Here is a 13,379-nt window from a genome sequence, read left to right on the forward strand (position 1 = left end):
AATATATATCTCCCTTGACATAACTGTGTATAAAAAAGGACACTAACGCACCAAGCGCCAGCATCCTCATATGTGTAATACGAGCTCCGAGTTGTACCTGTGAAGCCAAACTGGCTTCGTTATGATCCAGTTGCCACACCCATTAACGTACACAAGCTTTTCATTTCAAGCTCCTCAAACTTGTCTACAATTTGCACATGATCCAGCGTCAACAGACAACTGTCCAGTGCGCATGCTACAGGTACACCACAGTGAATTTCTGCCAGCTTACGTGACAAATGCAGCATATCCAGATCACTCTCGATCTTTTTGCGCACTGCTGGCGTCAATTGATCCAGATTCTCCAGAATACCTTCAATGGAGTCATATTCCTGTACCAGCTTGAGTGCCGTCTTTTCACCAATGCCTCGTACTCCCGGGTAATTGTCGCTTGCATCCCCCATCAGGCCCTTGAGGTCCACAACTTGGCGGGGTTTGAGCCCTTTTTCAGACAGTAACGTTTCCGGGGTGTACACCATATAATTGCCGTGACCTTTTTTCATAATAATAACCCGTGTCCGCTCATCCACCAATTGGAGTAAATCATGATCTCCGGAGAGAATCATTACATCCATGTCCTCATTCTGCGTATAGTGGCGTGCCAGCGTACCGATGCAATCATCCGCTTCAAAGCCTGCGGCTCCAATATTAGGAATGCCGAGGCTATCCGTCACATCACGGATCAATGTAAATTGAGGAATCAAATCATCTGGCGCGTCAGCGCGATTCCCCTTATACGCAGCAAAATGCTCCCCGCGGAACGTCGTTCCTCCCATATCCCAGCAGCATACGACATGCGTCGGATTATAGGTTTGTACCGCATCCCAAAAATATCGAATAAAACCATATATGGCGTTCGTTGGCACTCCGGCCTTTGTACGCCTTATATAACCGTTTGCAGCAGTTGCATAATAAGCGCGAAATAACAGAGCCATGCCGTCAACCAGCATTATGGATTGTTCATTACGTTGTGTCACAGATTGTATTGCTCCCATTCATCATATTATTTAACCCCAACAGTATAACACATTGCGGAGCCAAATTGGATGTTATTGAGCGCTCCATGCTTCCTCAAATGTTTCCTCTTTGAAGCCTACCGTTACTTTGTTCCCGTCTGTTACAATCGGGCGCTTGATCAATCTTCCATTCGAGGATAAAAGCGAGATTTGCTCTTCACGGCTCATGTCTGCCAGCTTGTCCTTCAGCTTTAGCTCCTTATATACCTCACCGCTCGTATTGAAAAACTTTTTCAGTTCCAGTCCACTTTTGCTGATTAAATCAGCTAATTCCTCCGGGCCGGGCGGTTGTTCAAAAATAGGAATCAATTCCGTTTCATGTCCCTTGCTTTGCAGCCATTTCACTGCATTGCGACAAGTGCTGCATTTGGAGTACTGGTATACTTTCAAGTGGCTCATCGTTATGTTAACCCTCCATTTCGATTTCTTAACAGCTCCTGCAACTGGGCCATATCGTCCGGCAATGGGGCGCAAAACGTCAACTGCTCTCTGGTCACAGGATGCACCAAGGACAGCTCTGAGGCATGCAGTGCCTGTCGGGGCATCTGGGCATCCAGCAGATCATAACGCTCACGTTGCGCAGCGTCAGCAGGCGTATTTCGGTACATTTTATCTCCGATCAACGGACATCCGATAGAAGTCATGTGTACCCGGATTTGGTGTGTACGTCCGGATTCCAGCTTGATCCCGATGCGGCTCCCCTCATTCCAGGCTTCCTCCAGCTTATAGAGTGTAAGGGCCGGATAACCATCAGGGGTCACCATGCGCAAATGCGGATCATCCGGATTACGGTCAATCGGCCCATCCACCCTTCCTTCCTGTGGATCAGGGCAACCGTGCACCAGGGCCGTGTAGCGCTTATCCACCGTCCCCGCAATCATTTGCTCGGAAATATGCTGGTGTACATATGGATTTTTAGCCACCACAAGGACACCCGTCGTCTCCTGATCGAGACGATGAACGGGACGAAACCTGAACAGCTCGCCTTTGGCCTGCCAATAATGCACAACCCCGTTAGCCAGTGTTCCCGTGTAATGACCGTGAGTCGGATGGACAATCATACCCGCCGCCTTGTTGACAACCAATAAATGCTCATCCTCGAATAAAATGTCAAAAGGAATCGGTTCAGGAAAAATATCATCGGAACGCTCGCGTTCCATACGAATTTCCACCCGATCCCCGGACTGTACCTTTACGCTGATATACACTCGTGTTCCGTTCAGCATAATACCTTGTTCCGTCAGCTTGAGTTTGGAAATCAGCTTGCGTGAAACATTCATACGTTTTTGCAAAATGGTCTTCAACAGCATTCCCTCCTCCTCAGGAGGGATCGTATACACGATAGGTTCATAGTACAAACTCATCACAAATTCCCGGTCGCCTCCTTATTTGCGGAACACTTTTTTGCTGCGCACATATTCGACATCCGGTACCCCTTGGCGTACATTCGCGGTGCGGGCCACGACGAAGAAATAATCGGACAGACGATTCAAATATCGACGTACCGCAGGATTGATTTCTGTATGCTTGCCCAGTGTGACTACACGACGTTCCGCTCGGCGGCAAACCGTACGGCAAACATGAAGTGCTGAGGACAACGTACTCCCCCCCGGAATAATAAAACGCTCCACCTTCGGATTTTCCTCCTGACATGCGTCAATCCAGCCTTCAAGCCGCTCTGCCAGCTCATCCTTCACCTTGTTTTTGCTTTCGTTGATTTTGACAAACGCCAAATCCGAGCCGCAATCGAACAATTCCTGCTGTACTTCCTCCAATTGAGTTCGAATATCCGCAAACTTTTCCCCTTCGGCAAAGCTGATCGCTTGTCCTACAAAGCTGTTCAATTCGTCAATCGTGCCGTATGCCTCCACACGGTCATCATCCTTGGCCACTCGACCGCCGATCACCGAGGTTTGTCCCTCATCGCCTGTTCTTGTATAAATTCCCATGGTATCTCATCCCCTCTATCATTCCGTCAGTGCTTTTAATACCTTAATGGCTTCTTCCTTATTACTCGTACGCGGTGGCACGGTAGCAAATAATGTTTTGGAGTTATATTTTACATCCTTGAACATCTTCATCTGCTCCACCGGAATCCCGAACAAATGAGTTTCCTTGATCATATCTGTTCCTTTTCCCCCCTGCTCTTTCTCCTTAAATACGCCGCCCTCGAACACACCCCGAGCATACGTTTTCTTGTCAAAAGCATCGTCTAAAGGCAAATTTGAACCATTCTGTCCATACAACTTCATATCCTCTTCCGGCAAAATAAACAGATCGTTTTCCCCGGCTGCATATTCAACGACCAGTTTCTGCTGGTTATACAGTGGGCTAACTGCAATCTCAATGGTTGGAGCCTGTTCGCCCAGTTTATCCTTAAGCTTTTGCGCCAGTTCATCACGAAGAACTGAAGCATCCCCTTGCTTATCCATAATAAAAATGGAGAAACTGTCCTTGTTCCGCCCCCCGCATCCGGCCAACAGCACGAGTGCCAGCATTCCAATGATCCACGGAGATAGCCTTTTCAGCCCTGCTCTCATATGTACGCCCCCTCTTCCATGCCACTAATATATCATAAGTTGTGAACGCAAAAAAAGAAGGCCCTGCGGCCTTCTCTATATATACGGCTTGGCTTCACACGGTTACACCTTGCATTCCGAACCGTACAGCTTCATGTATTCGTTAATTTTCAAATCGAGCTTGCAACTGATCTCAATGACAAGATCAGAGGTAAAGGACTTCTCTTCCTGAAACGTCCGCATCATCTCATTGCGCAGGAACAAAATTTCATCTTCCAGGGAAATGTCGTATCCAGTTGACACCGACGAATTATATCCAACATATGACATGAGCATTCCTCCTGCAATTGAAAAATTAAACTTCCTGCTTTCGATTTCAAATTATAGCATATAAATTTAGAAATAAAATACTTTTTTCTATGAATTACCCATAAAAAAATAATTTTAACCTTCTTTTTTTACTTTTTCTACAAATTGACCGATCCGATCCAATGCTTCCGTCAGTTGAGACACAGAGGTCGCATATGAGCAACGAAGGTATCCTTCGCCCCCCAAACCGAATACGTTCCCCGGCACAGCCGCAACCTTGGCCTCTGCCAAAAGACGCTGCGCAAACTCATCCGAGCTCAGCCCTGTGCTTTGAATACTTGGGAAAACATAAAAAGCCCCTCTCGGTTCGTGGCATTCCAGACCAATTTCCCGGAACCCCTCAACCATCAGACGGCGACGCTGATTGTAAGCTTCCACCATTCGATCCTTCTCGCCCAAACCATTGCGTAGACCCTCAAGAGCCGCAACCTGACCCATCGAAGGCGCACACATCACGGTATACTGGTGGATTTTAAGCATAGCGGCAATTAAATCAGGGTGCCCGCATGTATATCCAATACGCCAGCCCGTCATGGCGAAGGCTTTGGAGAAACCGCTGACGAGAATGGTACGATCCATCATGCCTGGCATAGCCGCGAAGCTGACATGCTTCTCACCATAGTTCAATTCTGCATAAATTTCATCAGAAATGACGATCAAATCATGCTTTTCTACAACTTTCGCAATCGGAAGCCAATCCTCATAGGTCATGGTCGCCCCGGTTGGATTGCTCGGATAGCATAAAATCAGCACTTTGGATTTAGGGGTGATTTTAGCCTCCAGCGCCTCTGCTGTCAGCTTGAATTCATCCTTGGCGAAGGTTTCAATCCCTACGGGAATACCGCCGCCAATCGAAGTGATCGGAGAATACGAAATGTAGCATGGCTCAGGAACGAGAATTTCGTCGCCAGGTACAATTAACGCACGCAAAGCCAGGTCAATCGCTTCACTGCCGCCTACCGTCACGATGATTTCACTTTTTGGATCATAGCGGACTGCAAATTGCTCATCCAGATATTCACTAATCGCCTCACGCAGTTCAGGCGTCCCCGCGTTGGAAGTATAGCTGGTAAACCCCCGCTCCAATGAATAGACGCAGGCTTCCCGCATATGCCAAGGGGTTGTAAAATCCGGTTCTCCTACCCCCAGAGTAATAATATCCTTGTTGCCGCCCACCAGATCAAAAAACTTACGAATACCCGAGGATGGAATCTCGCGCACCAATGGAGACAAATACGAGCTCATGGCTTTGTTACTGTCGGTCAATGCTTCAGGTTTGATATTCATCATGATCTTCCTTTACGGCGAAATCATCAGACGATTATCTTCCTGATGATCTTCGAAGATAATTCCGTCCTGTTTGTATTTTTTGAGCGTAAAATTGGTCTTGGTAGACAGGACCGAATCGATAGGCGACAGTTTTTCCGACACAAAGTTCGCTACCTCGCGAAGATTGCGTCCTTCTACTTCCACTAACAAGTCGTATGCACCAGACATGAGATATACCGATTTAACTTGTGGATACAAATAAATCCGTTCAGCGATGCCTTCAAATCCTCTTCCCCGCTCCGGTGTAATTTGCACCTCAATTAAAGCAGTAACCTTCTCGTCGTCAACTTTATCCCAATTGACCACAGCGGCGTATTTGACGATCACATGTTGGTCTTCAAGCTCTTTAATCGCGGTACATACATCCTGTTCGGCAACTCCCAGCAAGGTAGCAAGCAGAGTCGGCGTCCTTCTTGCATCTTCTTTTAACAATTCCAGCACTTTTAATTTCAAATCATTCAGTTCTGTCATTCTACATAAGGCCTCCATCAAAAGAGATTACTATACATCATACAATACGTGCTTTAAACCTGCAAAGAAAAACCGCCCGCCCCGGTAAACCCGGCAGACGGACGGCTTGTTATGAGAAAAAGCTTCAAAAGCGGAGTGCCCCGTTTACATATAGTAAGGGTTGTTTTGGTGAGAAGGCTGGCCCTGTTGATGCATAGGCTGGCTATACACTCCCGCGGAGGACGATTTTTGCTGAATGAACTGCTGGCATTCCTGTTGGGTTTTTCGGGCTTCCTGAATCTGTTTGTCCAAATCGGTGCGCAGCGCTTTGGTCGTAGTGGAGTACATGTTGTTCTGACTCATCAAACGGTACAAATCACCTTGCAGACGCAGTGTATCGCTCGTAAGGTCGGTGAAAAGCTGGCGCACAGACGGACAATTGGATTCAGTTGTCGCCGTTGTATACTCTCCCACCGTGCGTTTCATATCGGCAAGAATAGTATAGAGCAAATCTTCTTCGGGCATAAATGACGTATTGTTCTGTGAAAACATCGTGATACTACCTCCTTTGTTGGTTAATCCATAGTTACTGCTGCGGTTGCATAGGGGCAATCTGCTGGTGCTGTTGAAGGGCATTTGAAAGCAGATTCAGGTGGTGCTCATGAGTTCTCGCGAATTGCAGACAAGCTTGCTGAATGGCAGGATGCTGAACGGATGCTGCCGTTGCCGCACATTGCTTGAGCAGCAGTTCTTCATTGGAAATGGAGTCCACGATGTACTCCAGTTCTTTGCCAGTCAAAGGTTGCATGTTCGTAGATTGCATGGTCTGTGCCTCCTTAAATGTTTTGTTGCACGCTGGTTAGCTTGTCCGTTTTGGCGGAATTATATGTATATGTGAAGAGGAGCGGAGTTTATCGAAATTTGACGATTTAGTGAGGGGTGGTTCTACTGTGGAGGACGCTACGCGATCCATTTGATCTTACGATCGCTGTTGCCACGGGATTCTTGGATTGTATAAAACATTTATGAGGTAAGAATCCCGTGGCAAAGGCGAGCGCTTCGCTTCTTCAGATTCAAATGGATCACTTCGCTGCTTCGGCGGGAACGCCCACCACTAAGGCGCCAAGATCTCGACAAGACTCCCCTTTGGGGTGGGAAGTGAAGGGCTATAAAATATGAGAAGCCTGATGGCTTCTCGGAACTACTGAAAACCTTTAACGCCCTTTAGGACTAAAAGTGTGATTGAAAATACGATGTGCACCTGAATATTACTTATTGTTAATAAGGAGTGTTTTGTTTTGGAATTGATTAGTGGGAATACGTATTGGCCTAGCACCCTGGAGCAGAAACTGGATTTTCCTGCTTTAACAGAAGATTTGACTTGTGATGTGCTTATCGTCGGGGGTGGGATGGGTGGATCACTCTGTGCCCGACTGCTGGGAGAACGACAGGTGGATACGGTTGTCATTGACAAGCGTAAGCTGACGCACGGGAGTTCTTCGGCCAATACCGGATTGCTGCAATATAGCAATGATAAGACTCTGACCTCTTTTATCAATACTTTTGGCGAAGCTAATAGTGTGTTGTTTTATCGGATGTGCAAGGATGCTCTGGATCAGTTGGAAAAGCTGGCCAGCACAGTGGACATCGATCCATCCTTTATCCGTCGCAGCAGCCTGTATTATGCGAGTACGCCGGAGGATGTGTCGGTGCTCCAAAAAGAATTCGAACAGTTAACCCGCTTTGGGTTCCCGGTGGATTATTGGGATGAGCAGCAGGTGGCTGCCCGTTTTCCTTTTCGAAAACCTGCTGCGCTGTATACACATGAAGATGCAGAGGTAAATCCGTTTCGTTTTGCACAGGGACTCCTGCAATCTGCCAGCCGTCTTGGTGTACACTTATATGAGCATACCGAAGCGAAACATTTTGAATCTGGCGACAACGAGGTTGTTTGTCATACCAGCGGTGGAACCATTCGGGCGAAAAAGGTTATTTTTGCAACCGGCTATGAAACGCAAGAAATTAAAAAAGATCGCGGAGCCATACTGGAAAGCTCCTATGCGATTGTAACCAATCCGGTTGGAGATTCAGCCATGTGGCATGAGCAATGTTTAATCTGGGAAACCGCCCGTCCTTATCTATACATACGCTCAACAACGGAAGGGCGCATTATTATTGGCGGTTTAGATGAGCCTGTACTCGACCCGAAACAGCGTGAAGTTAGACTGCTGCATCAACAGAAAAAGCTGCTGCAAGCATTACAGGAGCATTTTCCCGATGTACCATTCAAGATTGATTACTCATGGGCTGCCGTCTTTGGCTCCTCCCATGATGGCTTGCCGTATATTGGTCCGCACCCGCACTTTCCGAGCTGCTACTTTTTGGAGGGCTATGGGGGAAACGGTACAGTTACCAGCATGATGGCTGCACAACTGTTGGCCGATGAACTAACGGGCACACACAGACCTGAGATGGAGCTTTTTTCACTGACACGTACTACCAAGCCTTCCCCCGAATTCACGGAGCCGCTCGCTTAATAAATACGAAAGAACCTCCAATTCCCATGTCCGTGGGTTTGGAGGCTCTTTTTTTTGAATATATATATTTCGAGCTACTCGGTTTGCCTGTGCCAGCGTCGTGCCTTGGAATGAGACTTGTTTTGTTTCGTTGTTTGCTCCTTCTTTAGCACATTGCGCATAAATACCCATCCCGCCACGGGCATTAATGCAAGTCCAATTAACAACCAGATCATGGCTATAGGTGCCTTGCTCATACTCAACACACCCAGAAAGATAAGCATTCCGGTCAATCGACCTACCATCAGACACAACTCGCGCAGTACGACCAGTTCCACCCTCTGATTAACATCCTTTTCGCTCACTCCCATCAGGTCAAAGCTAGCGGAAATCATCGGGATTAAATATAACGGCAAAAACAAGGCGGTCCCGATGCCCATAATCAGCAACGTGCTATACTCCATACGCCACAGTAACGGCAAAAGCGCAATCACCAGCAGCACGGCACCCAGCAGCATGCCAACTGAGCGATAATGTGGCTTGAGCCATTTGCCAACAGCCCAAAAGCTGAAAAATGAAACTGCGGATGTAATAAGCGAAAACTGCGCCAGTTTCCACTCCTGCTGAGTAGCGACGTACACAAGCAGCGTAATCAGGAAGGCAAAAACTCCTTCACGAATGCCCTGTGTAACAAGCGACAACGACAATGGCCGCCACATACTTCCTTTTTGCGACAAACGCTGCTTGGGCTCCAGCCAATTGTAACTTCCTGTCGTCTTACGCTTGCGAAGAAAGAAACTCAGCACTACCCCCACCACATAAAGTGCCAAAGAGATGCTAAATATCACGCGGTATCCCGCATCATCCTCCATACGGGCGATAATCCAGCCGGACAGCCAAGGACCGACAATGCCCGAAAACGATCCCAGCAGGCCCACCCATCCGTTAAAATGATCCCGGCTTACCCGATCTGTGACCTCAAAAAAAATCACATTAAAAGCTAGCCAAAACAAACCCAACGCTGCACCCAACAGCATCCCTAACGGCCATATGTAGTTTACAGCCTGCGATCCCGTATATAAAACCACCAGATAAAATAATCCGGACAACGCGGTCCCTACGCGCAGAGCATTCATTTTGTTATGCTCCTTGACCCATTTTCCAGCCAACCAGACCATGATTCCCAGCGCAATTTGCTGGCTGACATTAAACCAGCCAATCATCGCGTAATCCTGCCTGCTTTTCCACAGATATACGTTAAGAAAAGTACCTGACAAAGCTGCCGCAAACACAAACAATCCATTCAGGCTTAGCAGCAGAATGGATTGTCCGTTCAGGTTTGATTTCAATGAATTTCCCCCTAACCGAAAATCACTATTCAGCTCCTTTTAACTCAGCTTGCTTCGGAGCTTCTTCGGCTTAAGATGCCCGAATTCAACTTGGGCTTATCCGGGGGAATATAATTAATTGTTGGAAATACCACTCAGCTTCTCTAACAAACGCAATCGGTCATCCTCTGACAACGTCTGCTGAACATGGAAGCAGCTTGGACATACATATACATTTAAGACAAACGGCAAATCCAGAACAGGTCTGCCGAGCGCAGGAGACATCGACGGTACAAAGCCTTCTCCGGTCACGGTTTGCGAACCTGCATGCAGCATGTATTCACCGCATTGGGAACATTCAAGAACCTCATCTTGTCTGTCGAGTATTTGTTCAGCGCCTTGTTCATAAGCCATTAGATCCGCACCGCTTTCTTCAAATTTTTGCAGGGTATGCAGCACAGGCAGCTTATGAAGCTCGTTGTCCTGCAACAATGGAGCGTCAGCCGGCTTTTCAACTAAGACTTCATCCTCTGCTTCATATAAAATATCCTGCTCGTCATCATCCCCAAGCTGAATGCTCAACGTACGATAGCCCTTTAGGTCTTCCTTCCCAGGGAGAGGCGCGGCTTGACCCGCAGAAGTCGCACCCTCATGGCTGTGTTCGTGGTCATGTGCATGAGTATGCATGCGTTCACTTTCTCCATGTCGGTGCTCATCCGTATGCCCATGAACATGTGCAGAATCAGATTCCGTTTCATCTTCATCATCGGTGATATCCGAATACCCTTTCAGGTCGTTATGGCAATAAGGGCACTCTTCTTCAGGTCCCAATTCTTCATCCCAAATAATTTCCATGTTACACCATGGACAAATAGTCATTTCCAAGCTTTATCATCCTTCCGTTCCATGCGTATACCAAGCTCTAGTATACAGGATGTGTCAAGTTACACTGGCACCAATCACATAAGATAACGATATCGAGATAATCATGGAGAACAAGCCCACAGCGCGGTTGTCCTCCTTAATTTCCTGATCGATTGAAAATACCGGTGTCAGAAACTCAAACAGAAAGTACGCCGCAAGCAGCAGTAAAAAGCCGACGAACGACCAAATCATCGTATCGTACACGCTGGATTTGGCTTCCATCGCAAAGCGGAGCACGTTGCAAATACCGAACATTTTCCCGCCCGTAGCCATCGCTACTGAAATATTGCCGCGTTTGATCTCTTCCCAGCATTTATAGCGGGTTACCAGCTCAAAGCAAGACAAAAATACAATCAGCTCCAGCACCGCCACCGAGAAATAGCCCAGCATCATTCCTAACGGATGTGACAGCAATTCATCAATCGCCATCTTCACTTTGTCCCTCCCGTCCTACAAAGCGTTCCCGACCGAATGGCCGGTAACCCGTAGCTCATTCCAATTCAGCAACCGTCACGCCTGTGCCGCCTTCATTGTAATTTCCGATACGGTAGCTTTTCACATGCTTATGCTTGCGAAGGTACTCCTGAATACCGGTCCGAAGAACCCCTGTACCCTTGCCATGAATAATGTGTACCTGCCCCAGATTGGCCAGAAATGCTTCATCCATGAAGCGATCTACCTCCATCAGCGCTTCCTCCACGTTCGCACCGCGCAGATCAAGCTCGTTTCGCACATTATCATCCCGTGTTCGCTTAATGCCAGTTACCGGCTTCTGGACTCTCGGTGCCGTTGTTTGGGCGGGTTGCAGTAGCTCCAGATCGTCCAGACTGACCTTCATTTTCATGATTCCCAGTTGCACCACGGCCTCCTTGCTACCGGACAGTTCCACCACATGGCCTTTTTTATTCAGACTCTGAACGGATACCTCATCGCCAGCTACGATAGAACGAGTACGTGCAGCGGCCGGGCGCTTGACTGCGCTTTTCTTACGCTGTTTCGGTTCCGCTTCATCCAGCTCTCTGCGGGCTGCAATCAGCCTGTGCTCCTTAACAGAGGCTCCTTCTTCCTGAGCCAACTTACGCAGATCGGCAATGATTTTCTCGGCCTCGCTGCGAGCTTTGTCCACGAGACCTCTCGCTTCGTCCGCCGCTTTCTCCAACATACGGTCCCGCTGTGCTTCCAGCTTATCCAGCTCATTTTGGTGACGGGTGCGCAGTTCTTCCATCTCCCCACGCAATTGTTCCGCCTTTTCCCGCTCTTGCTCGGCTGTCAGACGATTCTGTTCCAGTGACGCAATCATATGTTCTACGCGCTGGTCTTCTTCTGTCACCTCACCACGGGCATAATCCAAAATACGACTTGGCAATCCCAGGCGCTCAGCAATGGCAAAAGCGTTACTTCGACCAGGTACACCCACGAGCAGGCGGTATGTCGGACTTAATGTAGCAACATCGAACTCCATACTCGCATTAATGATTCCTTTGCGCTCATAGGCATAAGCTTTCAATTCGCTATAGTGGGTCGTCGCAACCATACGGCAACCCAAAGCATGCATATGCTCCAGAATGGATACAGCCAAAGCCGAGCCTTCCGCAGGATCGGTCCCTGCACCTACCTCGTCAAGCAGCACAAGGCTTTTTGGCGTCATATTTTTCAGGATGCTGATAATGTTGGTCATATGACTGGAAAAGGTACTCAGGTTTTGCTCAATGCTTTGCTCGTCACCAATATCTGCATAGATCGCATCAAATACGCATAGCTGGCTCTCGTCCTCTACAGGCACGAAGAGTCCCGACATCGCCATCAGACTAAGCAAGCCGATGGTTTTCAGCGTAACAGTTTTCCCCCCTGTATTCGGTCCGGTTACGATAATGGAGGTATACGAATTGCCCAGCTCCACATCAATCGGAACGACCTGCTCCAACGGAATAAGAGGGTGTCTGCCTTTTTTCAGCTTCAGGTAACCACGATCATTCATCAAAGGCAAGGTTGCCTTCATCTCACGAGCGAGACGAGCTTTGGCGAAAATAAAATCAAGCGTCCCCAAAACATCTACATCATATAGCAGCATATCCGCTTGCTCTGCGACAAGTGCGGTCAGCTTTTGTAATATCACTTCGATTTCGCGTTCTTCTCTCAGCCGTGTTTCCCGCAGCTTGTTGTTCATGGCCACGATGGATTCAGGCTCGATAAACAAGGTTGCTCCGGACCCGGATTGATCATGCACAATTCCGCCAAAATAAGAACGATACTCGGCTTTAACCGGAATTACAAAACGGTCTCCACGAATCGTAATCAATTGATCCTGAAGCATTTTAGACACAGTGGAGGAACGAATCATGGAATCGAGCTTTTCCCGAATACGCACTTCACCCGAGCGCAGCTCTCTGCGAATTTGTGAAAGCTCTGTACTGGCAGAATCCAGTACCTCTGCATTTTCGTCGATACAGCCTTTAATCGAGTTTTCCAGACCTCTCTGTTCTGAAAGCTGCTCACTCCAATACAGCAGTGTTTCAACTGGATTTTCCTCATGCAAACTTGCCACGTACACCTGTACACGGCGTGCAGCCTGAACTGTTGTCCGAATGCCAAGCAGCTCCTGCGGACTCAGTGTTCCGCCGATACGGGCGCGCTTGACCGCCGGAGTAATATCCACGACTCCGTTAAACGAAGGTACTCCTTTAAGTCGATCGGCAGCATAGGCCTCATCCGTGCCTTTCAGCAATTTCTTGATATGCTCCAAATCATCGCTGGGCTGTAGCCGCTGGGCTGTCTGCTGACCAATCGCGGTTTGAGCATAGTGACTTAGTTTATTTAAAATTTTTTGATATTCTAGGGTTTTGAATATTTTAGAGTCCAACTTCACTACTCCTTTCACTTATATCTATA

15 protein-coding genes are annotated in these 13,379 nt (G+C 47.9%); 1 reads left to right on the forward strand and 14 read right to left on the reverse strand.

The window, feature by feature from the left end; translation table 11 throughout:
* Positions 1-119 precede the first annotated feature (119 nt).
* The 10 genes from ACQ4MX_RS06210 to ACQ4MX_RS06255 all read right to left on the reverse strand — a co-directional run bounded on the left by ACQ4MX_RS06210 (position 120) and on the right by ACQ4MX_RS06255 (position 6,545).
* Complete coding sequence (locus ACQ4MX_RS06210; RefSeq protein WP_134910553.1) at positions 120-1,016, reverse strand: 5'-3' exonuclease; 897 nt, start codon at positions 1,014-1,016, stop codon at positions 120-122.
* 72 nt (positions 1,017-1,088) lie between these two features.
* Complete coding sequence (locus tag ACQ4MX_RS06215; protein WP_431089789.1) at positions 1,089-1,454, reverse strand: arsenate reductase family protein; 366 nt, start codon at positions 1,452-1,454, stop codon at positions 1,089-1,091.
* A gap of 2 nt (positions 1,455-1,456) precedes the next feature.
* Positions 1,457-2,419, reverse strand: a complete 963-nt coding sequence (locus ACQ4MX_RS06220) for an RluA family pseudouridine synthase (protein WP_431091263.1) — start codon at positions 2,417-2,419, stop codon at positions 1,457-1,459.
* 21 nt (positions 2,420-2,440) lie between these two features.
* On the reverse strand, positions 2,441-3,004 hold the full coding sequence (locus ACQ4MX_RS06225) for a cob(I)yrinic acid a,c-diamide adenosyltransferase (protein WP_431089790.1): 564 nt from the start codon (positions 3,002-3,004) through the stop codon (positions 2,441-2,443).
* 18 nt (positions 3,005-3,022) lie between these two features.
* On the reverse strand, positions 3,023-3,595 hold the full coding sequence (locus tag ACQ4MX_RS06230; protein ID WP_431089791.1) for a hypothetical protein: 573 nt from the start codon (positions 3,593-3,595) through the stop codon (positions 3,023-3,025).
* Between the two features lie 102 nt (positions 3,596-3,697).
* Positions 3,698-3,904, reverse strand: a complete 207-nt coding sequence (locus tag ACQ4MX_RS06235) for an aspartyl-phosphate phosphatase Spo0E family protein (protein WP_025682361.1) — start codon at positions 3,902-3,904, stop codon at positions 3,698-3,700.
* Positions 3,905-4,018: 114 nt separating this feature from the next.
* The gene (locus tag ACQ4MX_RS06240) at positions 4,019-5,230 is read right to left on the reverse strand and encodes an aminotransferase class I/II-fold pyridoxal phosphate-dependent enzyme (RefSeq protein ID WP_137062281.1); all 1,212 of its coding nucleotides are present in this window, start codon (positions 5,228-5,230) and stop codon (positions 4,019-4,021) included.
* A 12-nt stretch (positions 5,231-5,242) separates the two neighbouring features.
* Positions 5,243-5,743 carry an Lrp/AsnC family transcriptional regulator gene (locus ACQ4MX_RS06245; protein ID WP_014280586.1) on the reverse strand — a complete coding sequence of 167 codons (501 nt, stop codon included), beginning with the start codon at positions 5,741-5,743 and terminating at the stop codon, positions 5,243-5,245.
* Positions 5,744-5,887: 144 nt separating this feature from the next.
* A complete protein-coding gene (locus tag ACQ4MX_RS06250) occupies positions 5,888-6,274 on the reverse strand; it encodes a spore coat protein (RefSeq protein WP_014280585.1) in 387 nt (128 codons plus the stop codon).
* 34 nt (positions 6,275-6,308) lie between these two features.
* Positions 6,309-6,545, reverse strand: coding sequence for a hypothetical protein (locus tag ACQ4MX_RS06255; protein WP_044646651.1), 237 nt, complete (start codon positions 6,543-6,545; stop codon positions 6,309-6,311).
* A 475-nt stretch (positions 6,546-7,020) separates the two neighbouring features.
* Between ACQ4MX_RS06255 and ACQ4MX_RS06260 the strand changes: the two genes are divergently transcribed.
* Positions 7,021-8,259: an NAD(P)/FAD-dependent oxidoreductase gene (locus ACQ4MX_RS06260; protein WP_431089792.1), complete on the forward strand. Its 1,239-nt coding sequence runs from the start codon at positions 7,021-7,023 to the stop codon at positions 8,257-8,259.
* A gap of 74 nt (positions 8,260-8,333) precedes the next feature.
* Here ACQ4MX_RS06260 and ACQ4MX_RS06265 read toward each other — a convergent pair whose 3' ends face one another.
* The 4 genes from ACQ4MX_RS06265 to ACQ4MX_RS06280 form a co-directional block, all read right to left on the reverse strand.
* Positions 8,334-9,587: an MFS transporter gene (locus ACQ4MX_RS06265; RefSeq protein ID WP_431089793.1), complete on the reverse strand. Its 1,254-nt coding sequence runs from the start codon at positions 9,585-9,587 to the stop codon at positions 8,334-8,336.
* Positions 9,588-9,701: 114 nt separating this feature from the next.
* The gene (locus ACQ4MX_RS06270; protein WP_431089794.1) at positions 9,702-10,451 is read right to left on the reverse strand and encodes a hypothetical protein; all 750 of its coding nucleotides are present in this window, start codon (positions 10,449-10,451) and stop codon (positions 9,702-9,704) included.
* A 54-nt stretch (positions 10,452-10,505) separates the two neighbouring features.
* On the reverse strand, positions 10,506-10,919 hold the full coding sequence (locus tag ACQ4MX_RS06275; protein ID WP_007429540.1) for a DUF350 domain-containing protein: 414 nt from the start codon (positions 10,917-10,919) through the stop codon (positions 10,506-10,508).
* Between the two features lie 61 nt (positions 10,920-10,980).
* The gene (locus ACQ4MX_RS06280) at positions 10,981-13,350 is read right to left on the reverse strand and encodes an endonuclease MutS2 (protein WP_192511488.1); all 2,370 of its coding nucleotides are present in this window, start codon (positions 13,348-13,350) and stop codon (positions 10,981-10,983) included.
* Between the last annotated feature and the right edge of the window lie 29 nt (positions 13,351-13,379).

It is taken from the genome of Paenibacillus sp. 8b26, from assembly GCF_050626875.1.
In the GTDB taxonomy this organism is placed as follows: Bacteria; Bacillota; Bacilli; order Paenibacillales; family Paenibacillaceae; genus Paenibacillus.